This window comes from Caballeronia sp. INML2 (assembly GCF_023631365.1).
Lineage (GTDB): Bacteria > Pseudomonadota > Gammaproteobacteria > Burkholderiales > Burkholderiaceae > Caballeronia > Caballeronia turbans.
On the sequence record NZ_JALQDH010000049.1, the window covers coordinates 127,934 to 150,530 of the forward strand.

Below are 22,597 nucleotides of genomic sequence, written 5' to 3' on the forward strand. Positions count from 1 at the left end.
ATGACGGCCAGTGTGAAGCAACGGCTCGACCGCACCGACATCGGAATATTGAATCAGCTTCAGCAAAACGCGCGCATCACCAATTCGGAACTCGCGCACGCGGTGAATCTTTCGCCGACGCCCTGCTTCAACCGCGTGCGCGCGCTGGAAAAAGCCGGGCTCTTCAAGCAGCACGTGACGTTGCTCAATCCCGAAGCGCTCGGGCTTTCCATCAATGTTTTCATTCAGGTGAGTCTGGAAAAGCAGATCAAGGATGCGCTCGCGCGTTTCGAGCAGGCGATCAGCGAGCGCCCCGAAGTGATGGAGTGTTATCTGATGACGGGCGACGCCGATTACCTGTTGCGCGTCGTCCTGCCCGACGTGGCCGCGCTCGAGCGCTTCATTCTGGAGCGGCTCACGAAAATGCCGGGCGTTTCGAACATTCGTTCGAGCTTCGCGCTCAAACAGGTGCGTTACAAGACCGCGCTGCCGCTGCCCGCATCCGGGCTTACCCTGCCCGATCAGAACTCCGACGAAGCAGAATGGACCTGATCGTTACGCAATGAGCGATCGACCCGCGATTACTGGCGCGATCATCGTCGACCCGATTTTCACGCTCCATTGCTGAACTAGAATGGGTTGAACCGGCGCGGCCTCGCGCCGGATCACCGGTCGCGCGCGGAGGATGACATGCCGACTTATCAATACCGTTGTCAGGATTGCGGCGAAAACTTCGAGCACGCGGAGCACATCGCCGAGCATGCGACGGTGCAGCTCAAATGCCCCAAGTGCGGCAGCGAGAAAGTCGCGCACGCGCCCGCACCGTTCGTCGCGAAGACCACCAAGAAAAGCTGATCCTCACGCCGCGCGGAAGCGGAGCTCGTGTGATGGCAGTCCGCCCAGACGCTGCGCGACGTGATCGATGAACGCGCGCAGTCGCGGCGCTTCGTGACGGCTCGGCGGCCAGAGAATCTGGAACACGCCTTCCGTACGCATATGCGCGCCGAGCACCGCCCGCAGCAAGCCGGCTTCCAGCGCGCTCTTCGCGACGAAATCCGGCACGCATGCGAGGCCTAAGCCCGAGATGCAGGCGGCGAGCACCGCTTCCATGTCGTTGAATGCGAGCGTCGCGTGCGGATCGATGGCGAAGGTGTGATCGTCGCGCGCGAAACGCCAGGGCTCGGACCGGCCGCTCGTCGGAGAACGGAAACGGATGCACGCATGGCCTTCGAGATCAGTCGGCGTCACCGGCTCGCCGTGTCCCGCGAAATAGGCGGGCGAGCCGACCACCACCGGCCCGTATTGCGCGAGCGGCCGTGCGAGCAACTGCGAATCGGCGAGACGTCCCGTGCGGATCACGGCGTCATAGCCTTCCTGCGTGACATCGACGACGCGATCGCTGAAATCGATATCCAGTTCGATGTCCGGATAACGCCGCCTGAAGTCGGGCACGAGCGGCATCAGGAGCCGGCTGCCGAGCGACGGCGCGCTGATGCGCAACCGGCCGCGCGGCGAAGAGGTCGAATGGAACAGTTCGTTCTCCGCTTCTTCCAGATCGGCGAGCATGCGTTTGCAACGTGCGAAGAAGCGCGCGCCTTCGTGCGTGAGTCCTATTCTGCGCGTCGTGCGATTGAGCAGTTGCACGCCGAGCTTCGCTTCGAGCCGCATCACGCTCTTGCCGACCGCCGACGCCGAGAGCCCGAGCGCGCGCCCCGCCGCCACGAAACTGCCGGACTCCGCCGCACGCACGAAGGCGACCATGCCGGAGAGACTTTCTGTCGAAGGAGGCGCGCCTGGTGAACTCCGGGCAAGAGATCCATGCGGAGCCTGCGATGGAACGGTCGTCATATTCATGATCTGGCGAGAAGTGAGGCGCGACGGAATGCGCCTGTCTCCTGCATGAACGTCCGCCACGCTGTTTTATTCCCGAAATTGCGTGCGGCGGACGCCTACCAGACGAAGGGCACGAGCCGAAAGCGCACGCGTTGCGCATAATCGGCATAGCCTTCGAGATGCGCGACGAGCTCGCGCTCCTCCATCACCGTGCGCCAGACGAGCCCCGCGAGCAGCAGCATGGAGCACGCGAGGCCCCACCACGAGCCGAGCACGAGCGCGCTCGCCGGGATCATGATGCAGGCAGCCGCATAGAGCGGATGACGAACGACCGCATACGGCCCGTTCGAAATGACACGATGCCCGCGCTCCGTCTGAATCCTCACGACCGGCGCGAGGAACGTGTTCGCGAGAAACACGCGCGCGACGAGCCAGAACGACACGGCCACGAGCGCAGCGCCGGCCGACGCGAGCCAGAGCGGCATGACGGACCAGCGAAAGCGCACGGCGTCGAAACCCATCAATACGAGCCACGCGCACCACAGCGCGCCCATCACGACGAGAAACACCTTGTCCCAAAGCGGCTGGCCGGGCTGCATCGGTGAGCGCATGCGTTCGGCTAGCAATGCGGGGTCGCGCCGCGCGATGAGCACGGTGACCGCGCCGCCGCCGCCGAACATCAGGAGTATCCACGCCCAGCCCGCGCCCCATTCGAGCGTGCCCGCCGCACCGAACAGCAGCGCGATGAACACCGCCGCTTCGACGATGGTTGCAATCGCAACTTTCGACGTGACGGGCATGGCGCGATGGTCTGTTCGTGCCGGGTCAGCCGTTCAATTCCTCGTGCAGCGCGACATATTCCTGCGCGAGCTTGTGACGCGGTTCGAGATAGATCATCGGGCGCGCGTGCTGATGGCTCTCGCGGATTTTCACGGAGAGCGACAGATGCGAATTGAGCACGGGCAGATCCTCGCCGCGCAGTTCGTCGACGAGTTGCTGCGGCAGGCTCGCGCGCGGCTGGAACTGATTGATGACGATGCCTTCGACGCTCAAGTCGGGATTGTGATCGTGACGAATTTCCTGCACGTTATCGAGCACCGAATAGAGCGCGCGACGCGAGAAGTCGTCGCAATCGAACGGGATCAGGCAGCGCTCTACCGCGATCAGCGCCGAGCGCGTGAAGAAGTTCAGCGCGGGCGGCGTGTCGATATAGACGGCGTCGTACTGTTGCAGCCCCTTTAGCGCGTCGCGCAGCTTGTAGATCTTGTAGCGCGATTCGAGCTTGCTTTGCAGCCCCTCGAGATTCGGATGCGACGGCACGATGTCGAGATTGTCGAACGGCGTCGAATGGATGAAAGATTCGAACGCCGGCTCGCGAAAACTATAGCTCAATGCCGATTCGAAGAAGCTCGCGAGATTCGGCTGGGCGTCGCGGGCTTCGGCGCCGAGCAGGTACTGGCTCGCGTTGCCTTGTGGATCGAGGTCGATGACCAGTGTGCGCAGGCCGCGGGAGGCGCTGATCGCGGCGAGATTGCAAACGATGGTGGACTTGCCAACGCCACCCTTTTGATTGAAGACCACACGGCGCATCGGGTTTTTCATCCTGGGTTTATGAACGCTCGTTTTTTTATGCGTTCTGTCTGTCTGGTAGATCGGTTCCCGGGATGTGATCTTAGCGCATCAAAATGACGGAGCTTTCGGGTTTGTTTACCTACTGCCGGATCCGGTTGCCCAGGCGACTTCCGGCGACCGCATGCTGTCGAATTCGACCGTCACCTCAGCGCCAGCGAAGCGTTTCCAATGCTGTCCGGGCTGAACGGAACTCCGCCGAGTTCTACGATGAAGCGCGTGGCGCCTTCAAAGCAGATCGTTGCCTTACGCTGGATCGACAGAGATCAAGGAAACGCAGGAATCGTAGGATCGGCCCCTTCGACATCCGCCTCCGGATGATGACTCTTCACGAGCGCCTCGATCTCCTCGACGCGATCCTTCGGCACATCCACCATCATCAGCAATTCGCCTTCTTCGATCGCATGCTCGAAGCGCCGCAAGCGCGTATTCGGAATGCCGACGCCGATCATCGTCGCGGCCCATGCGCCGAAGCCCATGCTCGCGAGCGTCATGCAAACGACTGCGCCGCCGGCAATCGTCAAACCCGCGGGCGGAAACGCCATTGCCACAAGTCCAGCGAGCGCGCCCGTCACGCCGCCGGCAGCCGTTCCGCGCGCGAGTGCGGGCAACAAATCCGTGCGTTGAACGAGTGTCGCCTGCGGCAAGTCCTCAAGCGGCTCGTGAGCCCGCGCGAGCACATGAATATGCCGCCATTCGATTCGCTTGAGCAGCAGTTCGTCGATGATCCCCTTTGCGCTCGCCACACTGGGGAGCAAAAAATAGATGCGCCTCATCTCGCACCTCCCTATCGGATCGTCATAAATCCAATATAGACGACGCGCACGAGAACGCTTTGCGGCACGCGTGAAGGCTTACGTTTTTCAAACGCTCGAACGAATGCGTGCGCCGCTCTCCTCGAAGAAATAGATGCGCTCGCGATTCACGCGCACACCCGCAGCCCCGCCGATCTCGCCCGCGAACGTATTCGGCACCTTCACGACCACCTGCTGCTCACCGACGTTCATCGTGACGAGCGAATGATCGCCGATCAGTTCGACCGAATAGATGCGCCCCTCCAGTTCGCCTTCGCCTTGCGCCACGAGCGAGCATTCTTCGGGGCGTACGCCGAGCGTCGCCTGGCCTTCATGACGAACCGCCGTCGCGAGCGAGATACCGGGCGCATCGAAGCGCCCTTGCGCGAGCTTGCCGCGCAGGAAATTCATCGGCGGGGAACCAATGAAACCCGCGACGAACAGATTCGCCGGGTCCGAATAGATGCGCGCGGGCGTATCGAGTTGCTGCAGCGCGCCCTTGTCGAGGACGGCGACGCGGTGCGCGAGCGTCATCGCTTCGATCTGATCGTGCGTGACATAAATCGTCGTGATGCCGAGTTCGTGCTGCATGTGCTTGAGTTCCGCGCGCATATGGCCGCGCAGCTTGGCATCGAGATTGGAAAGCGGCTCGTCCATCAGGAACGCGGCGGGCCGCCGCACGATCGCGCGCGCGAGCGCCACGCGCTGACGCTGTCCACCGGACAGCTGCCGCGGAAAACGCGACAGCAACGGCGCCAGTTGCACGCTTGCGGCCACTTCGCGCACGGCGGCATCGATCTCGCTTTTCGGGCGCTTTCGCACGATGAGCGGATACGCGATGTTCTCGAACACCGTCTTGTGCGGATAGAGCGCATACGACTGGAACACCATCGCCACATCGCGGTCTCGCGGCAACTGGTGCGTGACATCGGTATCGCCGACGAACACCGCGCCTTCCGTCGCCGACTCGAGTCCCGCGACGATGCGCAGCGCCGTCGTCTTGCCGCAGCCCGATTCGCCGAGCAGCACGAGGAATTCGCCCGCCTGCACGTCGAGCGACAGATCGCGCAGCACGCGCGTGTCGCCGAACGTCTTGCCGACGCTTCTCAACGACACGCTCTTCGACTGGCGCGCCGCCGCGATCTTCGTCAGGCGGGCGTCGTCGACCTTCACCGCCTCGCTTTCCATGACCGTCATCCTTTCACGGCTCCTACGAGAATGCCCCGCACGATGAAGCGCTGCAGCGTAAGCGTCAGCAGCATCACCGGCAGGATCATGATGAGTATCAGCACCGACATGTTCCACCATTGCGGGCCGCGCGTCGCGTTCTGCGCGGCGACGAGCAACGGCATCGTCTGGGCCTTCGCGGTCGTCAGAAAGAGCGCGAACAGGTACTCGTTCCACGAGAGGATCAGCACGAGCAGACCCGTTGCGACGAGACCCGGCGCGACGAGGGGCAGCACGATGCCGAAGAGTATCGAGAAGCGCGTCGCGCCGTCGATCTGCGCACTCTCTTCGATCTCGCGCGGAACGCCGTCGAAGAAATCGAACATCAGCCATACGACGATCGGCAGGTTCGCTGTCGCATACGTGATGATGAGCGCGAGATGCGTGTCGAGCAGGCCGACGTCCTTGAAGGTGAGATAGATCGGGATCACCGTGACGACGGGCGGCAGAATGCGCTGCGATACGACCCAGAAGAGAATGTCGTCGTTGTTCAGATGCTTGCGCGCGCGCCGCACGATCGGGCGCAATACGAGGAAGAACAACGCGAGCGCGACGGCCAGCGCGATGCGCAGATCGACATGCCCCCACGCGACCGCCGCGATCAGCAATGCGATCAGCAGGATGCCAAGGCCCACCGCCGCAACCGGCGGCCGATACTCGATGCGCGCGAGCGCATACGCCGCCATCGATCCGAGAAACACCGAAGCCGCCGTGCCACAGGTCGCGACGATCAGCGAATTCATATAAGGGCGATACGTGTCCGGCCCGAGATCGACGAAGATGTAATGCCACGCATCCAGATGCGGCTCGAAGTCGACGAAGGGAATGTAGAGCGGTCCCGTCGATACATCCACCGGCAGCTTGAACGACGTGATCGCCATCCAGTAAAGCGGAAACAGCACGACGAGCGACCAGAATCCGAGCAATAGATACGCGATCGCCTTGGCGCCGATCGGCAACTCATCCAGACGCGCGGGCACGAACCAGCGTTTCAACGCGCTCATCACTGATCTCCCCGCGCGCGCCGCACGACGAACTGAAAGAAGGACACGCATGCGATCGTCGAGACGAAGAACAGCATGTACGCCACCGCCGAAGCGCCGCCGAGATTCAACGCGCGCCATTCGATGAACGCGTGCAGCGTCATCGATTCGGTCGCGATGCCCGGACCGCCATTCGTCAGCACGTTGGGCAAGTCGACGATCTTGAACGCTTCGATCAGACGGATCAGCACCGCGCTCGCGGCGACAGGCGCAATGGACGGCCACGTGACATCGCGGAACACGCGCCACGCCGATGCGCCGTCGAGCTGCGCCGCTTCGATCTGCTCGCGCGAGGTGCCTTCGAGCGCGGCGAGCATCACGAGGAACATGAAGGGCACCCATTGCCACGTATCGCCGATAACGACGACGAGCCGCGCGAGCCACGGGTCCGCCGCCCACGCGATCTGGCCGAGGCCGAGCCATGACCATACCGGCGCGAGCGGTCCGATGGACGTATCGGCCATCATGCGGAACATGTACGCGATGCCGACGGGCGTCACCATGAGCGGCAGGAAGAACAGAAGGCGAAAGAAGCGCCCGCCCTGGAGCGGCAGCGTGCACAGATAGGCAAGCCCGAGCCCGACGAAAAATTGCAGCGCAACGCCGAGGACGACATAAAAGATCGTCACCATCAGGCTGCCGAGCGCGCCGCCGCCGCCGAGCGTGTTCGCCGCGAGCCACACGAGCGCTAGAAACGCGGATGCGCTGATCGATCGGCCGAGCGTGCCCATGATCGAGCGGCCGTCGCTTCTGAAGTAGCGATAAAACCACACGATCACCGCCAGCACGGCGATCACGATAGTTGCAATGCTAACTATCCCCGGCGCGCGGAACACGCCGGTGAAGTGATATTGCTGGCTGCCGGAAAAGAGCCGCACGTAGTTGCGCAGGCCCGTGAAGGTCAGTTGATAACCGCCCTCGCCCAGCTCGAAACGCGTGAGCGAAAGATAGGCCGACGTCACGAGCGGAAAGATCGAGAACGCGAGAATCAGCAGCACGGTAGGCAGCACGAAGACGAACGGCGCCTGCCGGTCGAGCCAGTTGGCGACGCGCGCGCGCGAGCCGGGCTCGTTCGCGGCCACGGACGATGCATGCGACGGCGTATTCATCGAGTCTCCATTGCGAAGCGAGCGCGTCACGAACGAACGCGCCCGCCTTCGTCATCACTTCGCGCCGATCGACGCCTTGTACGCGCGCAACTGGGCGTCCTTGCCGAGATCGTCGGTGATCTCGCTCCAGCCGCTGTCGATGGCCTTCATCGTCGCGTCCGCATCGATTTCGCCGGCGACGAAGCGCGCGACCGCCGTATCGAGCACGACCTGCTCATAGCGCTGATTCTGCGGAATGCGCAGATCGATGATCATGTTCGGGCTTTGCAGGCTCTGCTGGATTGCGCCGAGATACGACTTCGCCGCCGCGTCGCTCATGCCGGCCTTCTTCCATGCCGACATATCCGTGAATTGCGAACGCCGATACGGATTGAAGCCCGACGCGCCGATGGTCACGTCGACGTTCGATTGCGCCGGCTGGCTCATGAACGACAGGAACGCATAAGCGGCGTCCTTCACCTTCGGCTTCGCCTTTGCGTTGATGCCGCCCGACCAGCCGCCGAAAGCCGCAAACGGTGCATGATTCACGCCGTCGATCGCATAGGGACATGTGGTCTTGTCGCACGGCACGAGTTTGCCGGTATCGCGATCGACCACCTTGCGCGAGCCGGGCAGAATCACCGCGCCGACCTTGTCGATCACCTTCGACTGCTTCGGATCGATCGCCAGCACGCCGATGTCGCCCCAGTCGAGCGTCAATGCGCAATGTCCGGAGATGAACGCGCTGCGCGTGTCGCCGACATCGAGGTTGATTTCGTTGGGCGGTCCGTAAGTCGTCGATTCCTTGTAGATGCGCAATGCTTCCTTGAAGCCGTCGTTGTTCACGAGCGACTTGAAGTTGCGCGGATCGAAGAACGCGCCTTGCGCGGTGCCCTTCGATTGCAGATAACCGCCCGCGATGGAGATGATCGCCCAATACGCTTGCGCGTTACGTTTCTTGGAGATGCACGAACCCGCGACCGGCTTGCCGTCGCCGCCGAAGACCTTGCCGTTCGCGGCTTTTGCTATATCGAGGTAATCGTCCCAGGTTTTCGGCGGCTGCTTGCCGAGCTGCTGAAGAATGTCCGTGCGGTAGTAGACCATCTGGAAGTCGCCATCGAGCGCGACGAGATAGGTCTTGCCGTTGTACTTCTGCGAGAAGTCGACGAAGAACGGCATCACGTCGTCTTCCTTCAATGCCTTGTCATTCGCGACACGCTGCGTGAGGTCTTCGAGGAAGGCGCCTTTCGTGTAATCGACCATCCATTGCGGCGCGAAGACCGCCGCATCGACAGAATTCGTGCCCGAGGCCCAATCCGTCAAAAGCTTCTGATAAAGATCAGAGAACGGCACCGTCAACACGTTCACCTTCGCACCCGTCAGCTTCTCGAACTCGGGCGCGCGGCGTTGCAGCGGCTCGGCGATCTGCGGACCGACGAACGTCATCACGTTGACGGTCACGCCCTTGAAGTCCTCGGCCGCCATTGCCGGTGATGCACCCAGGCACGCCGCCGCGAGCGCCGCCACGGCGCCCACTTGCTTGAACAGGTTCATTGTGTGTCTCCTCCATTGCGGTTGACCACATGTGTCGCTTGTCTTTCTTGTCTCCTACTCCCTGAACAGGTCCGGTCTTTCAGCGGAAAAGCGCCGCAATTCCGCGACGACTTCATCCAGGTGATCGTGCATCGCGCGCGCGGCGGCATCGCCATCGCGTGCGCGAATCGCGCCGGCGATGCGTGTATGCTCGGCGAGCGTATGCGCGTGGCGCTCGGGACTCGCCATCAGACGGCGCGCACGATCGAGCGCATTGCGCGACGCCGCCACGATCTCTTTCACGCGCGGCAAGTTGATCGCATCGAGCAGCAGTTCATGAAATGCGAGATCAAGCAAATGGAACTCGCGCCGCAGGCCTTGCTGCACTGCGTCGGCCTCGCGCTCGAGGTTGGCGTCGAGCGCATCGAGGGTGGCTGCATCACATGCGGCGGCCAGCGTGCGCACGGTTTCCACTTCGAGCGCGCTGCGAATGAAGAGATGCTGACGTATGTCGTGCATGACGATGGGCATGACGCGTGTGCCGCGCTGCGGCAAGACTTCGACGAGCCCCACAGCCGCGAGCTTGGCCAGTGCCGACGAAACCGGGAAGCGCGACACGCCCATGCGCTCGCATACCGCGAGCTTGTCGATCATCATGCCGGGCTCCATCGCCAGGTTGACGATGGCCGCGCGCAGTGCCTCCTCGACTGCGTCGGTGAGGCTGCCGCGCTCTGAACCGTGCAATCGGGGCAACGCGCGGTAAGGGTCGGCGGCAAGACTGTTTTCATTCGTCGATGAGCTCACGCCGCCCTTGATTTCGCACTAACATGCTAGCAGGCTAGGAGGTCGAACACGCGTTGTCAATGTCGTTCGCTTGCGTGCATCGCAGCATATTCAGGCCTGTATAAAAGCCTCCGTTCAAACCCTGAGCATCGCCGTCACGCCACCTTTCGAGGAGATGAACATGACCAGCATCACGAAGCTCTCCGTGCGCGATATCCGTTTTCCCACTTCGCGTTCGCTCGACGGCTCGGACGCGATGAACGCCGCGCCCGACTATTCCGCCGCCTACGTGATACTCGAAACCGATGCGCCCGGACTCGCGGGACACGGCCTCACCTTCACCATCGGACGCGGCACTGAAGTCGTCGTCGCGGCGGTGGAGGCGCTTGCGCCGCTCGTCGTCGGCAGGACTATCGAAGATATCGCCGCCGACATGGGCGGCTTCTGGCGCGCGTTCACATCGGATAGTCAGTTGCGCTGGATCGGCCCGGAGAAAGGCGCGATTCATCTCGCGACGGCGGCGGTCGTCAACGCCGTGTGGGATCTCTGGGCCAAGAGCGAGAAGAAGCCCGTGTGGAAGCTGCTCGTCGATATGAGTCCGGAACAGCTCGTGCGCTGCCTCGACTTCCGCTATGTGACCGATGCCATTACGCCATCCGAAGCGCTCGCCTTGTTGAATCGCCTGCATGCGACACGCGGCGAACGGGAAAAGGAAATGCTCGCTCAGGGCTTTCCCGCATACACGACATCCGCCGGCTGGCTGGGCTATGACGACGACAAGATTCGCCGGCTCGCGCGTGAAGGCGTCGCCGCGGGCTGGACGCATTTCAAGCAGAAGGTCGGCGGGAATCTCGACGAAGACATCCGGCGCGCGCGCATTCTACGGGAGGAAATCGGCCCCGACCGCAAGCTGATGATGGATGCGAACCAGGTCTGGGAAGTCGATGAAGCCATCGCGAACATGCGCCGTCTCGCGGAGTTCGATCCATGGTGGATCGAAGAACCCACGAGTCCCGACGACGTGCTCGGCCACGCCGCGATCCGCCGGCGCCTTGCGCCGATGATCGGCGTTGCGACCGGCGAGCATTGCCAGAACCGCGTGATCTTCAAGCAGTTGCTGCAAGCGGAAGCGATCGACTTCTGTCAGATCGATAGCTGCCGTCTCGGCGGCCTCAACGAAGTGCTCATCGTTCTTCTGATGGCTGCGAAGTTCGGCGTGCCGGTGTGTCCGCATGCGGGCGGCGTCGGCTTGTGCGAGTATGTGCAGCATATTTCGCTGTTCGATTACATCTGCGTGTCGGGTTCGCTCGATCGTCGTGTGCTCGAATACGTCGATCATCTTCACGAGCATTTTCTCGATCCCGTCGTCATTAGAAGCGGACGCTATATGCCACCCCAAGCACCCGGCTACAGCATCGAAATGCACGCGGCATCGCTCGATCGATACGAGTTCGGCAAAGGAGAAGCATGGCGCGAATGAACGCCCCTTCGTGGCAGGACGTCGTCACGCAAACGGAACGCGCGCTCGCATGCGGTGCGCTGCGTTCGTTCGATACCGTGCAAAGCGTGATCGAAGACGGCGGCGTGCCCTTCCTCGTGCGGCAAGCGGCGAACCTCGCACGAAAGGAGGAAGCGTCGAAGCTCGCGGCCAAGTCCGCGGCCGATGCGGCGAGCGCATGGCGCGATCCGTTCTCGCCGTGCGAAGAAGCGTTGCGTGTGGGCGATATCGGCGAGCGGCACTTCCTGTTGCTCAACAAGTTCAACGTGCTCGCGCATCATCTGCTGATCGTGACGAAGGACTTCGAGCCGCAGGATTCGCTTGTCGGCGAGGATGACTTCGCCGCGCTCTTCTCCTGCCTCGACCGCTTCGATGGTCTCGGCTTCTACAACGGCGGCACGGTCGCCGGATCGAGCCAGCCGCACAAGCATCTGCAAATCGTGCCGCTGCCGCTCGATGGACACGCGTTACCCGTCGAACCGTTCATCGAAGCCGCGCATACGAGAGGCGTTTTTCGCGCGCCGCAACTCGCGTTCGCGCACGCGGCAGCATGGCTCGATGACGATGCCGCCGCAAACCTGCACGCAACTTATCTGCAACTGATGAACGCGATCGGCGTGCAGCCGTTCGACGTCGCGGGTGTCGCGCACCAGAGCGCGCCTTACAACCTGCTCGTCACGCGCCGCTGGATGCTCGCGGTGCCGCGCAGCGTCTCGCATGTCGAAGGCGTCGCGGTGAATGCGCTCGGCTTCGCCGGCTCGCTGTTCGTGCGCGACGATGCACAGCGCAACGTCGTCGAAACACTCGGGCCGATGAAACTACTGGCAGACGCAACTATCTCTTGAAAACCACGGCAGCGCCCCGCATGTCCGCATCCAGACATCGGGAGTCCAACGAACATGGGAAGCCGGCCTCAATTCATCGACGATCTTGCGCGCGGGGCGCAGGACGCCGCGCCCTCCGTCCCGCTCGACGATACCGCCTTGCTCGACGCCTATTCGCGCACGGTCATCGGCGCGCTCGAGCGCGTGCAGCAAGCCGTGGTGTTCATCTCTGTCGAGCGCCAGCTCGCCGACGCGCGCGGCACGCGCCGTAACGTCGGCGGCACGGGCTCGGGATTCATCTTTACGCCGGATGGCTATCTGCTGACCAATAGCCATGTGGTGCATGGCGCGACGCATATCGTCGTCACGCTCGCCGACGGCGCGCGCTTCGATGCCGATCTCGTCGGCGACGATCCTGCGAGTGATCTCGCGGTGCTGCGCATCGGTTCACCGGAGCCGCTGCCGCATGTCGAACTGGGCGATTCGGGCAGTCTGCGCGTGGGGCAGATCGCGATCGCGGTGGGCAATCCGCTCGGGCTTGCGCAGACCGTGACGACAGGCGTCGTGTCCGCGCTTGGCCGCTCGCTGCGTTCTACTTCCGGCCGCATGATCTACGACGTGATCCAGACCGACGCCGCGCTCAATCCCGGCAACTCGGGCGGGCCGCTCATCAACTCGGCGGGGCACGTCATCGGGGTGAACACCGCCATCATTTCCGGCGCGCAGGCCATCTCCTTCGCCACCGCGATCGATACGGCCAAGTGGGTCATCATGCAGATCTTCGCGTACGGGCGCGTGCGGCGCGCGTATATCGGCGTGGCGGGCACGACGACGCCGATCTCGCGGCGCGTGCAGCGCTTCTTCGAGCTCGCCTCGGCGAGCGGCGTGCATGTGATGGAGATCGTCAAAGGCAGTCCGGCCGCGCTCGGCGGATTGCGCACGGGCGATCGTATCGTCGCGGTGGATGGTATCGCCGTCGACAGCGTCGATGGCTTGCAGCGCACGCTCGATGCATCGCGCATCGACAAGCCCGTGAAGATCGCGGTGCTGCGCGGCACGCAGAAGCTCGATATCGACGTGACGCCCGTCGAGCAGACGGGTTGACGCTGCGGCGGCGCATGTGATCGTCACACGCGCCGCCACGCGCGTCGCTTCGCTTCATTTTCTGCTGCCGGTCTCCCGCGCCGCTTCTCCCGCGTGCCCCGTGTCCCGTTCGGGCGCATTGGCGAACAGCTCCGCCAGGCGCTCGCGCAGCGCAGCCGCATCGCGCCGCAACGGCTCGTTCGTCGACGCGACGATCAATGCATCGATGCGCCGCTGCCAGTACTCGGGCCGCATGACGGCATGCCGCATGGGTTCGCCGTGCCCTTCCGTCGCGACACGCTCCAGTTCCGCGATCATCCGCCCAATGTGTGCGAGTTCCTCTTGCGCATGTTGATCGGCGCTCACAGGCGTCTCCTCCCTCGTCCCGCATCTGGATTCCCGCGCGGGTTCACACATGCTAAACGGCAAGACCGAAAGGTTTATTCCAGCGGCGAAGGGAAAACCCGAGCACATATTCGGGTCCGCGCCTTGCGCTATCTGTCACGTCTTGACGGCTATGTGCGCTAACAGCCGGTGCCGCTTGTGCGGCTCCGGCTTAATGTGAAAGCAGCAGGCAGTGTTCGCGCGCATGGGCCGCCCCGTCGAACGATCCTGCCCTGTCGGGGAAGGTCCTAAAAAGGATTGCCATGACCACGCACAAGAATAAACAGACGGCCTCGCGCCGCGGAGCGTTCCGTTGCACTGGCGCACAACTTGACGCCATATTGCGATTCGCTGAGGAACGCAAGCTCGACGATCAACCGCTGCATATCGTCGTCGCCGAATACTGGCGCTATCAGGCGCACGCGAAAGCGGCCTGATCGTTCGTCCTTCTCGCTGGTTTTTGCGCTCGCCTGTGCGGGTCGCGGAGCGCTATTGTCCCGAAAGCACCCGCTGCTTGAGCACCCAGATCGCAGTCGGCACTGCGTAGTAGCCGCTGACATTGCCGGTGACGAGCTTGCCGGTTACCTGTATACGCGCGTTCTCGGTTGGCGTCGCATCGATGATCTGCACCGCCGACACGTTCGACTGCTGCCGCCCGCCCTGGCCCGCGCCTTGGCCCGCGCCTTGGCCGGTATTCGCGCTCAGCACGCAGATGGGGCCTGGCAGCGACAGCACCCACGCGGATTTCGCGGATGCATCTCCCTCGTGCGCGGCCTGGCGCGTCGCCGTGCCTTCGAGCGTGACGACATCGCCGTCGTTGTAGCAAGGCGCCGCCGCTGCGGAGCCTGCCATCAGTACCAGTACCCAAGCACAGGCTTTCGCAATCATTCGGACCTCGCGAAGAGCGCGTTGCGTGACGCGCGAATCCGGCAAATAAGTTCAGCTACTTTAGGTGATACGGGTTGGGGTCGCAACCTGCGCAAGACCGTGTTTGCCAAGCTTCCTTTCAAAACATTCATGCGGGAACGCGTGTTGCTGATGATCATCTGACGAATCGAACAGCGCGAGAGATGGATCGAAAACCGCGCACGAATACATCTGTTGCTTGGTTCGTGAAACGATGCGGGCCGACAGAGGGGGCGACGATGAATCAGGTCATAGTTGGAGTGTTCGGCTGCTATAGGGACGGGCATGACGCGCTTCGCGCATTGCAGCTCGCGGGCTTGCGACGCGACGATGCGCATCTGTATCGCGCGGGACGCGGCGAAATCGACATCGATGCGCTCCTGCCACCCACGCACGACGAAGACGACGCGGAGTACGTCGCGCATGGCGAACATCAGGGCGTGATCGGCGCCCGCAACCGTTTCGTGCCGCAAGATCCTTTGCCGCAGCGACCATCGGCACCGCCGTCCAGCGACGACACGACGCCGCAGCGCACGTTGCTCGTCATTCGCATCTCTGACGACATCAAACCTGGCGCCATCGGCGAAGTGCTGCACGAGCATGGCGCGATCGCCGTGAAAGACGCGAGCGGACACTGGCGCTTTTCGCCGTTCCGAAATCCGGCAGGCGTCTGAACGCGCACAAGTCAGTGCAGGCCGGGATGCGGCTTGCGCGTGGCGGGATGCGCTTCAGCCTCGGCACGCTCGTCGTCTTCGGGCGTGTCGTCGGAGGACGCCTCATCCGCCAGATCGCGTGCTTCCTGCGCCGCCGCCGCGGCGCGCAGCCTTCGACACTGCGCCGAATGGCGGAATGCCGCGAGCATGCGCACGACTTCGCGAGTTCTCGTTCTCATTGTTGCCTCCCTCGAAGCAGTTGAGAAACTACTTTAAGTGTAGGCGGCAAATCCTCAGGCGCAAGGCGTTCGCACGAAATAATGGCTTGCAGGCTTTCCCTTATTTGCGCGCATTTGAAGCCGGGCGACTGCTTGCGCAGATGTCCGGGTTTCTTGTCACTGCTTCGTTTGTCAACACCAACTTGCCGCTTCATATTCCGTTGGCATAACGCGGACCTCGCCGCAGAGGCACTGCTGACCGACAACGCACATGACGGCGGCGGCGAGAATAAAGAACTTAAACTGCGTCTTAATTCGGAAGACGCGATGACGCCGAAAAGCACGCCCGACCGATCGTGCCGATCGCAGCCGCACGCGATTATCCGAACCGTCTAGTACATTTGCCGCATCGTGACCTGTGCACAACACGGCGGAAAAGAACTTTACTGTCGCCTTGCCAGCGGTCTGCGATGCCGGGAGAATCGAAGCAACGGCCTGCAAGCCGTTCCTTCACACATGCCGTCAGCATGAACGCCGGGCAACGGTTTGCTGCACGCGACGGCGCATCACGAGAACTCGATGGCAACCTTAGAGGGCAAGGCGCGATACCGGATTGATACCGATAACACCGGCGCCGGTATCGCGATCATGATCCTGACGACAGCGACCTTCGCGGCAAGCGATTCCACCGTCAAGCTGATCGGCAACGCAGTCCCTCTACTGGCGCTACTCTGGGTGCGCTATCTGTTTCAGATGATCGTGATGGGGATCTGGCAAGTCCGGCGCCGCGCATTCGGTCTCTTCCGTTCCGGCAGCGTGAGGCTCCAGGTCGTGCGCGCGGTGCTGCTGCTCATCAACTCCGCTTGCACGTTCGCGGGCTTGCGCCATCTGCCGCTGCCGGTCACGACGTCGCTTGCGATGCTCGCGCCGCTCATCTCCACGCTGCTCGCCGCGCTCGTGCTCAAGGACGAGGTGCCGCGCAGCAAATGGGCGATGGTCGTCCTCGGTTTCATCGGCATGTTGCTGGTCGTGCGCCCGGGTGGCAGCCAGTTCAGCTGGACCGTTATCTTTCCGATCGGCGCCGCGACGTCCTTCGCGTGCTTCCAGGTGGTGTCGAGCCATCTCTCGCGCGTCGACGATGCAATCACAACCAACTTCCTCACGGCGCTCGTCGCCACCATCCTGTTATGCGTGCTCGTATGGATGGATCAGGCCGAAACCTTGCCCGCGCTCGCACAGGTGCGGGCGGCGAGCTGGCTGCTCGTCGTCTTCATGGCGACGATGGCAACCGTCGGGCACGGGTTCATGCTTCAGGCGTTGAAACGCGCCCCGCTTTCCGTGCTGACGCCGTTTTCCTATGGCCAGCTCGCGTTCGCGGCGCTCTTCAGCTGGCTGCTGTTCGGGCAGGCGCCTGACGTCTGGATGGCGATCGGCATGTGCGTGATCGCGGCGAGCGGCATCGGCACCGTGCTCCTGCATGGACGCAAGACGGCACCGGCCGTATCGACCGAAGTCTGACTTACAGGGAAGCGCGACAAACGGGCGCCCGAAGCGCCCGCGATCAGTTGGCGGAATGCGCGTGCAGCGCCTGGCCGGTACAGAGCCAGTGCGGATCAATGTCCAGCACCCGCGCGATGCGGTTGAATGCCGCGAATGGTGGAACCGTGATACCGCGCCGCCAGAATTGCACGTCGTGCTCGCTCACGTCGAGCCAGCCAGCGGCTTTTGCGGAACTGACGTTCGCCTTTTGCAAGGCGCGGTCGAGTCGTGCGGCCATGGCGCGCCGCAAGGCGTTGTCTTCGTGACTGCGTTCAAGATGGCCAAGGGTTTGGGAATGTCGCCCCATTTTCTTCAATTCTCTCAGATTTATATCTTTATGCCGTTCAGCGCCGGCTCATTCGCGCGAAAGTGAATCCTACGGATTTACGATGACGGAGCAGTGACAAAAATACCGACTACGTTCTCGCCCCGCTGGGTGCTCCGTCGCGCGTGTTGCAGTGCGACATTCTTTCAATTGACGCATCAAGGCGTCAAGTGGGGAAACAACGCATAAGCCAAGTTTTGGCTTAGGTGTTTACGATAGGTCGTAATGACAGCGCACCCGCGAGCGCTTTCATCTTATGGAAAATAACAGTCCTGATCGGGATCTATGCGCTTGCCGCAATACCGTCAGCGAAAACTAAATGACCGTTCGTATGATGTGATGTGTGATCAGGTTGTCGGATTAAATGAGCCTGCTTATTTACTTATTGCCACTCTGATTTTTGAATGATGGGCGATATGGTTTAAAGTCAAGCGGGGAAAACGTAATTGACACTCCACACGCTTTCCTTAAAATAGACCAATCGCTGCACTGCACAATCAATTGCAAAATCAATTGGCAACTTCCCAATGGAGTCCAGAATGAGCAGTCTTGCGCCGGAAAATGTAGTCGCGTCACAGAAGGCGGGGGTCGACACGACTTTCGGTCTCGCCGCACAAGCCGTGGGGGGCTTCGAAAAGTTGATCGACCTGAACGTGCGCACCGCCAGGACGGCACTTGACGAGCAACAGGCACTTGTCGCCAAAGCGCTTTCCGTGCGCGATCCGCAGGAATTATTCGCCCTCCAGAACCAGCATCTGCAAAACAGCGCCCAGCGGGTGCAGGCGTACTGGCAGAGCGTCTATGAGATCACGACAGGCGTGCGCGGCGGCTACATGGAAGCGGCGCAGGATCAGCTCGAGAAATCGCAGCGTAATGTGCAGGCATTCTTTGAAAGCCTCGTGAGCAACGCGCCCGTCGGCAGCGAAGCGGTCGTTTCGGCGTGGAAGAACGCGATCGATGCCGCGACGCAATCGGCGAATTCGGCTTACGAAGCCGCCAAAAAGGCTGCGAAACAAGTGGTCGAAGCGGCGCAGAACGACGCCACCATCGCGGGCCAGACGGCCGTGCGCACCGTAGCCTCGAAACCGGCGAGCGCGAAGAAGTAAATCTCGCGAATGCCGGGAAGAAAGGCGGACACGTTCCGCCTTTTTCTTTTCCCGTGTCAGGCGGCGAGACTCTTCAGCACCAGTTCATGCGAGCGGCCGATCCACACCGCCGAGTCGCGATGATCGACGAGCGCATTGCCCGTATTCGGATGCATGAAAACATCGAGCGTGCCGTGATGGAGGGTGAGCCAGGCGAGCATCGGCGCGAGCAGTTCGCCGCCGAAACCCAACTGGAAAGACCACATCGGATGCGGTCCGACCGGACGTTCGTGAAAGCGTCCCAGGCGCAATGCGCCGCTTTGCAATTCCGTCGCAAACTGTTGCTCGATGACGAGCCGAAGCTGCCACGCCGCGTCGCGGCTCGCGGCGTCGAAATACACGTGCGCGTGCCAGTCGGCGATCGTGCGGGTGTCCGTGGCGTTCATCGTTTCATCCGTGCGCGGCAATATTGAGACACGTCTCATTCTACCGAACGCGTTTCAGCAACGTTCGAGCGTCCAGAGCACGGCGCCGTCATCGAACGCGCGATGGTGCGTTGTGCGCATGCCGATCCCCGCGCCGAGTCGCGACAACACGAACGCGTCGGCGAAGCGCGTCAATCCGCCGATCGGGTGCGGCGACGAGATCGCTTCTTCAGACAAGCGCTCGATCCACAGCCAGCCCGCATCGCCCGACAGGGATTGGACGCGCCCGTTCGTCAGACGCGCCCGCCGCACGAGGACGCGGCTTTGCGGCAACGCTTCATCGACGACCCAGATGCGCGCCGATGTCCGCGTCGCGCCGCCAAAAGCAATCCACGGCAATCCCGATGTGCCCGCCGCGATGAGAAACGCGCGCCGCGTCGTGGTCATCGCCCTTCTCCTTTTGCGACGTCCGAACGCTTCGCGGGCCAGATGCCCTGTTTGCCCGGCGACAGAATCCCGTTCGGATCGAGCGCCGTCTTGATCGTGCCGGACAGTCGCATCAGCGCGTGATCGTTGAAGTCGTATTGCGCGGCGGCCAGATCCATATACGAGAGATGCGTCCGATATTGCCCGTAGCCGGCCGCGCCCGCCTCGCGGATCAGCGTTTCGATCAGCGCGCCGGCAGCGTGCGATTGCTTCGGATCGTCGCGATCGAAAATCGCCGCGAAGATGTGATGCATCGCGCGCTCGCCCGCCGTGAAACCGCCGTAGTAATCGAAGCCGAATTGCGCGGCGCGCTCGCGAACCATGCGGACCTGCTTGACGGCATCGCGTCCGATCGGCGGGCAGATCGGCGAAAAATCGATATGCGCGCCTGTGCCGCCGCGCCAGTTCAGCAGATTGAACGCTTCGAGTCCGGGAATGCCGACTTGCGCACGATCGCCGCCGCCCTCGGGTTCGAGGGATGCATCGCGATACGGCATCTCGAAGAGCGTCGCGCCCGCGATCGGCTGAAAACGCGCCCGCACGATATCGCGCCGCGCCTTCACGAGCGACGGCGGTCCATATAAACAGAAGCGCAGATTCCAGCGCCCGATGCCGATCTTGCGCGTCATGGCGTCGATGGCGTCGTCGGGCATCGCGCCTTCGCCGTCGTACCAGGTTTTCCGCGTCGATACGCCCGCGGCCCAGCGCACCGCGCTTTCGATGACCGCGTTGCTTTGAATCGTGCCGTCCATTCTGAGCGGACGCAGCGTATCGACGACGCGTTCGAGATCGTCTTCGCGCGCGAACGCGTAGCGGCAGATCATGTAGCCCTCGGGCGCGGGCATGAGCCGGATGCCGAGCTTCGTGACGACGCCGAAGTTCGACTGCTTGAACATGTCGTCGTAAGACGGCCCGAAGCCGCTCCTGAAAACCTGCCAGTCACGGCTCGACGTCATCGCGCCCATGCCGGTGCGCACGACATCGCCGTTTGCAAGCACGACCTCCATGCCGCACTGATGCGCCGCGTGGTCCCCGTACGGCGTCGTGCCATAGCCGCGTTCGAGCGTGTTGCCGATCACGCTGCCCCAGCCGGCCGCAGGCGGATCGAGCCAGAACCGCCGTGGTGTCCCGAGCGCACGATGCAGCTCGTAATACGTCACGCCCGGCTCGACCAGCGCATAACCCAGCGTTTCGTCGATCTCGATGATGCGGTTCATCCGGCGCAAATCGAGCACGACACAGCCGCGCATGCGCGGCGCGGCGCCGCCGTAGGCGAAGTTGCGTCCGGTCGATACGGTCCAGAGCGGCACCTGATACCGGTTCGCCACAGCCAGCGCCGCGCGCACGCCTTCGACATCCTTCGGCAGCACGACAGCGGACGGCGCGTGCGCGAGTGCATCGCCGGGTGCGAATGGATCAAGATACGAAGCCGGATCGTACGACACCGCGTCGCTGCCGAGCGCCGCCGCGAAGGCCGCGAGCGCCGCCCGGAACTGCGCCGCCGACAAGCCCGGCGGCAGCGGCGTCGCGCTCAATATCCGCCGCTGCTGCCGCTGCCGGACGTCGTGCCGGATGATGTCGAACTGCCATCGGTCTGACATCCCGCGAGCAAACCGGCGAGCAGAGCGAGCACGACTGTTGCGATTCTGGCGAGCTTCATGGAAGCACCTCCGAAAGGTTTGAAAAGCGGACACGGCGATTAAGCCGCTTGTCCATTAAACGCGCGGCGGTGTGCCGATATTCCTTCGCGAGGCCGTATGAGACAATTTCGCGCCGCGCAAAGCCCTCGCGCGCACTTTCACCCACGTCACGCGATGAAGCGCTACCAAGCCCTTGCCGACACGATGGCCGCCGAGATTCGCGCGGGCCGGCTGCCCGTCGGCACGCGCCTGCCGTCGGTGCGGCATCTGACGACGCAATACGGCGTCGGCCAGTCGACGGTCTTTCGCGCGTATTACCTGCTCGAAGAATGGGGCTTGATTCGCGCGCGCGAACGTTCCGGCTATTACGTCGCACCGGGCGCGAAGGTAGCGACGCAAGCTACTTCGCCCACGCCGCTCGCGGAGCCCGCGGCCATCGACGTGAGCAGCCTCGTCTTCTCCGTGCTCGATGCGGTCAAGCGTCCGGACGTCGCGCCGCTCGGCTCCGCGTTTCCGTCGCCGAAACTCTTTCCGCTGGCACGTCTTGCGAAGTCGCTCGGCCACGCGGCGCGCATGCTCGATCCGTGGAGCACGGTCGTCGACATGCCACCGGGCAACGAGCAACTGCGGCGGCAGATCGCACTGCGTTACATCGGCATGGGCATCGCGCAGCCGGTCGAGGAACTCATCGTCACGAACGGCGCGATGGAAGCGCTCACGCTCAGCCTCATGGCCGTCACCAAGCCGGGCGATGTCGTCGCCATCGAATCGCCCTGCTTCTACGCGGCGTTGCAGGCGGTCGAGCATCTGGGCCTGCGCGCGGTCGAGATTCCCGTCGATCCGCGAGAAGGGCTCGATCTCGACGTGCTCGCCGAAGCGCTCGTCAAGCATCCGGTGCGCGCCTGCTGGTTCATGACCAACTTTCAGAATCCGACGGGCGTGACGCTCTCCGTCGAGAAAAAGCGCGCGCTGGTCGGCTTGCTCACGAAGCATGACGTTCCGCTCATCGAGGACGATGTCTACGGCGAGCTGCATTTCGCGCCGGATCGTCCGCCGCCCGCGAAAGCCTTCGATGCGACAGGTCTCGTGATGCATTGCGCGTCGCTGTCGAAGACGCTCGCGCCGGGTTACCGGCTCGGCTGGGTCGCGGCGGGCCGCTTCGCCGACGCGATCCGCCGGCTCAAGCTGATGACGAGCATCTCGACCAGCATCCCGGTTCAGGCGGGCATCGCCGACTATCTTCAGCACGGCGGCTTCGACAAACACCTGCGCAAGCTGCGCGGCGCGCTTCTCACGCAGCGCGGTGCGATGGAACACGCCATCGCGCGCTGGCTGCCGCCGGAGGTCGCGCATCAGCAGCCGGAGGGCGGCTATTTCCTCTGGCTGCGACTGGCCGAGCATGTCGACGCGATGCAGTTGCACAAGCGCGGACTCGAACATGGCATCAACGTGACACCCGGACCGATCTTCTCCGCGCGTCACGCGTTCGGGAATTACGTGCGCATCAACTTCGGCCATCCGTGGTCGCCGCAGGTCGAGGGCGCCGTGAAAACGCTCGGAGAACTTCTGCGCGCCGCGTCGTAGAAGGCCTTTGCGGCCGATTCGCCCATGCTAGACTGCTG

The 22,597-nt window shown here is 62.9% G+C and carries 27 protein-coding genes; 10 read left to right on the top strand and 17 right to left on the bottom strand.

Annotation, left to right across the window (positions count from 1 at the left end; all coding sequences use genetic code 11):
* Entirely contained in the window at positions 1-531 is a 531-nt protein-coding gene (locus NCT32_RS18400) for an Lrp/AsnC family transcriptional regulator (protein ID WP_061118095.1), read from the top strand.
* Between the two features lie 138 nt (positions 532-669).
* A complete protein-coding gene (locus tag NCT32_RS18405) occupies positions 670-834 on the top strand; it encodes an FmdB family zinc ribbon protein (RefSeq protein ID WP_061118154.1) in 165 nt (54 codons plus the stop codon).
* A 3-nt stretch (positions 835-837) separates the two neighbouring features.
* Here NCT32_RS18405 and NCT32_RS18410 read toward each other — a convergent pair whose 3' ends face one another.
* The 9 genes from NCT32_RS18410 to NCT32_RS18450 form a co-directional block, all read right to left on the bottom strand.
* Positions 838-1,740 carry a LysR family transcriptional regulator gene (locus tag NCT32_RS18410; protein WP_250477449.1) on the bottom strand — a complete coding sequence of 301 codons (903 nt, stop codon included), beginning with the start codon at positions 1,738-1,740 and terminating at the stop codon, positions 838-840.
* Between the two features lie 188 nt (positions 1,741-1,928).
* The gene (locus NCT32_RS18415; protein ID WP_061118093.1) at positions 1,929-2,612 is read right to left on the bottom strand and encodes an isoprenylcysteine carboxylmethyltransferase family protein; all 684 of its coding nucleotides are present in this window, start codon (positions 2,610-2,612) and stop codon (positions 1,929-1,931) included.
* Positions 2,613-2,637: 25 nt separating this feature from the next.
* The gene (locus NCT32_RS18420; protein WP_061118153.1) at positions 2,638-3,402 is read right to left on the bottom strand and encodes a ParA family protein; all 765 of its coding nucleotides are present in this window, start codon (positions 3,400-3,402) and stop codon (positions 2,638-2,640) included.
* A 305-nt stretch (positions 3,403-3,707) separates the two neighbouring features.
* Positions 3,708-4,217, bottom strand: a complete 510-nt coding sequence (locus NCT32_RS18425; RefSeq protein ID WP_061118092.1) for a hypothetical protein — start codon at positions 4,215-4,217, stop codon at positions 3,708-3,710.
* Between the two features lie 87 nt (positions 4,218-4,304).
* Complete coding sequence (locus NCT32_RS18430) at positions 4,305-5,423, bottom strand: ABC transporter ATP-binding protein (RefSeq protein WP_284502293.1); 1,119 nt, start codon at positions 5,421-5,423, stop codon at positions 4,305-4,307.
* A gap of 5 nt (positions 5,424-5,428) precedes the next feature.
* Entirely contained in the window at positions 5,429-6,466 is a 1,038-nt protein-coding gene (locus NCT32_RS18435; protein ID WP_061118091.1) for a carbohydrate ABC transporter permease, read from the bottom strand.
* Positions 6,466-7,614 carry a carbohydrate ABC transporter permease gene (locus NCT32_RS18440; RefSeq protein ID WP_061118090.1) on the bottom strand — a complete coding sequence of 383 codons (1,149 nt, stop codon included), beginning with the start codon at positions 7,612-7,614 and terminating at the stop codon, positions 6,466-6,468. Before NCT32_RS18440 ends, NCT32_RS18435 begins: the two co-directional genes overlap by 1 nt.
* A gap of 54 nt (positions 7,615-7,668) precedes the next feature.
* Entirely contained in the window at positions 7,669-9,147 is a 1,479-nt protein-coding gene (locus NCT32_RS18445) for an extracellular solute-binding protein (RefSeq protein ID WP_061118089.1), read from the bottom strand.
* A 54-nt stretch (positions 9,148-9,201) separates the two neighbouring features.
* Positions 9,202-9,930, bottom strand: a complete 729-nt coding sequence (locus NCT32_RS18450; protein WP_250477450.1) for a GntR family transcriptional regulator — start codon at positions 9,928-9,930, stop codon at positions 9,202-9,204.
* 160 nt (positions 9,931-10,090) lie between these two features.
* On the opposite strand from NCT32_RS18450, the gene NCT32_RS18455 reads away from it, so the two are divergent.
* From NCT32_RS18455 to NCT32_RS18465, 3 genes are read left to right on the top strand one after another with little or no spacing between them, the layout of a single operon-like run.
* Entirely contained in the window at positions 10,091-11,389 is a 1,299-nt protein-coding gene (locus NCT32_RS18455) for an L-fuconate dehydratase (RefSeq protein WP_250477451.1), read from the top strand.
* Positions 11,377-12,252 carry a phosphorylase gene (locus tag NCT32_RS18460; protein ID WP_061118087.1) on the top strand — a complete coding sequence of 292 codons (876 nt, stop codon included), beginning with the start codon at positions 11,377-11,379 and terminating at the stop codon, positions 12,250-12,252. Before NCT32_RS18455 ends, NCT32_RS18460 begins: the two co-directional genes overlap by 13 nt.
* Before the next feature lie 54 nt (positions 12,253-12,306).
* Positions 12,307-13,335, top strand: coding sequence for a S1C family serine protease (locus NCT32_RS18465; protein WP_061118086.1), 1,029 nt, complete (start codon positions 12,307-12,309; stop codon positions 13,333-13,335).
* Between the two features lie 54 nt (positions 13,336-13,389).
* Here the strand turns inward: NCT32_RS18465 and NCT32_RS18470 are convergent, their stop codons facing one another.
* On the bottom strand, positions 13,390-13,680 hold the full coding sequence (locus NCT32_RS18470; protein ID WP_061118085.1) for a hypothetical protein: 291 nt from the start codon (positions 13,678-13,680) through the stop codon (positions 13,390-13,392).
* A gap of 281 nt (positions 13,681-13,961) precedes the next feature.
* Between NCT32_RS18470 and NCT32_RS18475 the strand changes: the two genes are divergently transcribed.
* On the top strand, positions 13,962-14,135 hold the full coding sequence (locus NCT32_RS18475) for a hypothetical protein (protein ID WP_250490470.1): 174 nt from the start codon (positions 13,962-13,964) through the stop codon (positions 14,133-14,135).
* 52 nt (positions 14,136-14,187) lie between these two features.
* On the opposite strand, the gene NCT32_RS18480 is transcribed toward NCT32_RS18475, so the two are convergent.
* The gene (locus NCT32_RS18480) at positions 14,188-14,586 is read right to left on the bottom strand and encodes a hypothetical protein (protein ID WP_061118084.1); all 399 of its coding nucleotides are present in this window, start codon (positions 14,584-14,586) and stop codon (positions 14,188-14,190) included.
* Positions 14,587-14,843: 257 nt separating this feature from the next.
* Here NCT32_RS18480 and NCT32_RS18485 point away from each other — a divergent pair, with 257 nt between their 5' ends.
* Entirely contained in the window at positions 14,844-15,278 is a 435-nt protein-coding gene (locus NCT32_RS18485) for a hypothetical protein (RefSeq protein ID WP_061118083.1), read from the top strand.
* An 11-nt stretch (positions 15,279-15,289) separates the two neighbouring features.
* Here the strand turns inward: NCT32_RS18485 and NCT32_RS18490 are convergent, their stop codons facing one another.
* A complete protein-coding gene (locus NCT32_RS18490; RefSeq protein WP_061118082.1) occupies positions 15,290-15,496 on the bottom strand; it encodes a hypothetical protein in 207 nt (68 codons plus the stop codon).
* A 558-nt stretch (positions 15,497-16,054) separates the two neighbouring features.
* Here NCT32_RS18490 and NCT32_RS18495 point away from each other — a divergent pair.
* Positions 16,055-16,993 carry a DMT family transporter gene (locus tag NCT32_RS18495; protein WP_061118150.1) on the top strand — a complete coding sequence of 313 codons (939 nt, stop codon included), beginning with the start codon at positions 16,055-16,057 and terminating at the stop codon, positions 16,991-16,993.
* A gap of 43 nt (positions 16,994-17,036) precedes the next feature.
* Here NCT32_RS18495 and NCT32_RS18500 read toward each other — a convergent pair whose 3' ends face one another.
* Positions 17,037-17,252 (bottom strand): helix-turn-helix transcriptional regulator, encoded by a 216-nt coding sequence (locus tag NCT32_RS18500; RefSeq protein ID WP_086961010.1) that lies wholly within the window; start codon positions 17,250-17,252, stop codon positions 17,037-17,039.
* A 626-nt stretch (positions 17,253-17,878) separates the two neighbouring features.
* Here NCT32_RS18500 and NCT32_RS18505 point away from each other — a divergent pair.
* Positions 17,879-18,445: a phasin family protein gene (locus tag NCT32_RS18505; protein WP_061118080.1), complete on the top strand. Its 567-nt coding sequence runs from the start codon at positions 17,879-17,881 to the stop codon at positions 18,443-18,445.
* Positions 18,446-18,501: 56 nt separating this feature from the next.
* Here the strand turns inward: NCT32_RS18505 and NCT32_RS18510 are convergent, their stop codons facing one another.
* From NCT32_RS18510 to NCT32_RS37270, 4 genes are read right to left on the bottom strand one after another with little or no spacing between them, the layout of a single operon-like run.
* Positions 18,502-18,870, bottom strand: a complete 369-nt coding sequence (locus NCT32_RS18510; protein ID WP_061118149.1) for a DOPA 4,5-dioxygenase family protein — start codon at positions 18,868-18,870, stop codon at positions 18,502-18,504.
* A gap of 54 nt (positions 18,871-18,924) precedes the next feature.
* Entirely contained in the window at positions 18,925-19,296 is a 372-nt protein-coding gene (locus NCT32_RS18515) for a hypothetical protein (protein WP_061118079.1), read from the bottom strand.
* Positions 19,293-20,870, bottom strand: a complete 1,578-nt coding sequence (locus NCT32_RS18520) for an FAD-binding oxidoreductase (protein WP_086961006.1) — start codon at positions 20,868-20,870, stop codon at positions 19,293-19,295. Before NCT32_RS18520 ends, NCT32_RS18515 begins: the two co-directional genes overlap by 4 nt.
* The gene (locus tag NCT32_RS37270) at positions 20,867-20,995 is read right to left on the bottom strand and encodes a hypothetical protein (RefSeq protein ID WP_284502295.1); all 129 of its coding nucleotides are present in this window, start codon (positions 20,993-20,995) and stop codon (positions 20,867-20,869) included. The genes NCT32_RS18520 and NCT32_RS37270 overlap by 4 nt, the downstream gene beginning before the upstream one ends.
* A gap of 154 nt (positions 20,996-21,149) precedes the next feature.
* Between NCT32_RS37270 and NCT32_RS18525 the strand changes: the two genes are divergently transcribed.
* The gene (locus NCT32_RS18525; RefSeq protein ID WP_250490471.1) at positions 21,150-22,559 is read left to right on the top strand and encodes a PLP-dependent aminotransferase family protein; all 1,410 of its coding nucleotides are present in this window, start codon (positions 21,150-21,152) and stop codon (positions 22,557-22,559) included.
* The last annotated feature ends 38 nt before the right edge of the window (positions 22,560-22,597 follow it).

Bases quoted from the DNA above. Each gene is read 5' to 3' on its own strand.
- NCT32_RS18400 (WP_061118095.1), top strand. From the start codon at position 1: ATGACGGCCAGTGTGAAGCAACGGCTCGACCGCACCGACATCGGAATA.
- NCT32_RS18405 (WP_061118154.1), top strand. From the start codon at position 670: ATGCCGACTTATCAATACCGTTGTCAGGATTGCGGCGAAAACTTCGAG.
- NCT32_RS18410 (WP_250477449.1), bottom strand. From the start codon at position 1,740: ATGGTCGCCTTCGTGCGTGCGGCGGAGTCCGGCAGTTTCGTGGCGGCG.
- NCT32_RS18415 (WP_061118093.1), bottom strand. From the start codon at position 2,612: ATGCCCGTCACGTCGAAAGTTGCGATTGCAACCATCGTCGAAGCGGCG.
- NCT32_RS18420 (WP_061118153.1), bottom strand. From the start codon at position 3,402: ATGCGCCGTGTGGTCTTCAATCAAAAGGGTGGCGTTGGCAAGTCCACC.
- NCT32_RS18425 (WP_061118092.1), bottom strand. From the start codon at position 4,217: ATGAGGCGCATCTATTTTTTGCTCCCCAGTGTGGCGAGCGCAAAGGGG.
- NCT32_RS18430 (WP_284502293.1), bottom strand. From the start codon at position 5,423: ATGGAAAGCGAGGCGGTGAAGGTCGACGACGCCCGCCTGACGAAGATC.
- NCT32_RS18435 (WP_061118091.1), bottom strand. From the start codon at position 6,466: ATGAGCGCGTTGAAACGCTGGTTCGTGCCCGCGCGTCTGGATGAGTTG.
- NCT32_RS18440 (WP_061118090.1), bottom strand. From the start codon at position 7,614: ATGAATACGCCGTCGCATGCATCGTCCGTGGCCGCGAACGAGCCCGGC.
- NCT32_RS18445 (WP_061118089.1), bottom strand. From the start codon at position 9,147: ATGAACCTGTTCAAGCAAGTGGGCGCCGTGGCGGCGCTCGCGGCGGCG.
- NCT32_RS18455 (WP_250477451.1), top strand. From the start codon at position 10,091: ATGACCAGCATCACGAAGCTCTCCGTGCGCGATATCCGTTTTCCCACT.
- NCT32_RS18460 (WP_061118087.1), top strand. From the start codon at position 11,377: ATGGCGCGAATGAACGCCCCTTCGTGGCAGGACGTCGTCACGCAAACG.
- NCT32_RS18465 (WP_061118086.1), top strand. From the start codon at position 12,307: ATGGGAAGCCGGCCTCAATTCATCGACGATCTTGCGCGCGGGGCGCAG.
- NCT32_RS18475 (WP_250490470.1), top strand. From the start codon at position 13,962: ATGACCACGCACAAGAATAAACAGACGGCCTCGCGCCGCGGAGCGTTC.
- NCT32_RS18480 (WP_061118084.1), bottom strand. From the start codon at position 14,586: ATGATTGCGAAAGCCTGTGCTTGGGTACTGGTACTGATGGCAGGCTCC.
- NCT32_RS18485 (WP_061118083.1), top strand. From the start codon at position 14,844: ATGAATCAGGTCATAGTTGGAGTGTTCGGCTGCTATAGGGACGGGCAT.
- NCT32_RS18490 (WP_061118082.1), bottom strand. From the start codon at position 15,496: ATGAGAACGAGAACTCGCGAAGTCGTGCGCATGCTCGCGGCATTCCGC.
- NCT32_RS18495 (WP_061118150.1), top strand. From the start codon at position 16,055: ATGGCAACCTTAGAGGGCAAGGCGCGATACCGGATTGATACCGATAAC.
- NCT32_RS18500 (WP_086961010.1), bottom strand. From the start codon at position 17,252: ATGGCCGCACGACTCGACCGCGCCTTGCAAAAGGCGAACGTCAGTTCC.
- NCT32_RS18505 (WP_061118080.1), top strand. From the start codon at position 17,879: ATGAGCAGTCTTGCGCCGGAAAATGTAGTCGCGTCACAGAAGGCGGGG.
- NCT32_RS18510 (WP_061118149.1), bottom strand. From the start codon at position 18,870: ATGAACGCCACGGACACCCGCACGATCGCCGACTGGCACGCGCACGTG.
- NCT32_RS18515 (WP_061118079.1), bottom strand. From the start codon at position 19,296: ATGACCACGACGCGGCGCGCGTTTCTCATCGCGGCGGGCACATCGGGA.
- NCT32_RS37270 (WP_284502295.1), bottom strand. From the start codon at position 20,995: ATGAAGCTCGCCAGAATCGCAACAGTCGTGCTCGCTCTGCTCGCCGGT.
- NCT32_RS18525 (WP_250490471.1), top strand. From the start codon at position 21,150: ATGAAGCGCTACCAAGCCCTTGCCGACACGATGGCCGCCGAGATTCGC.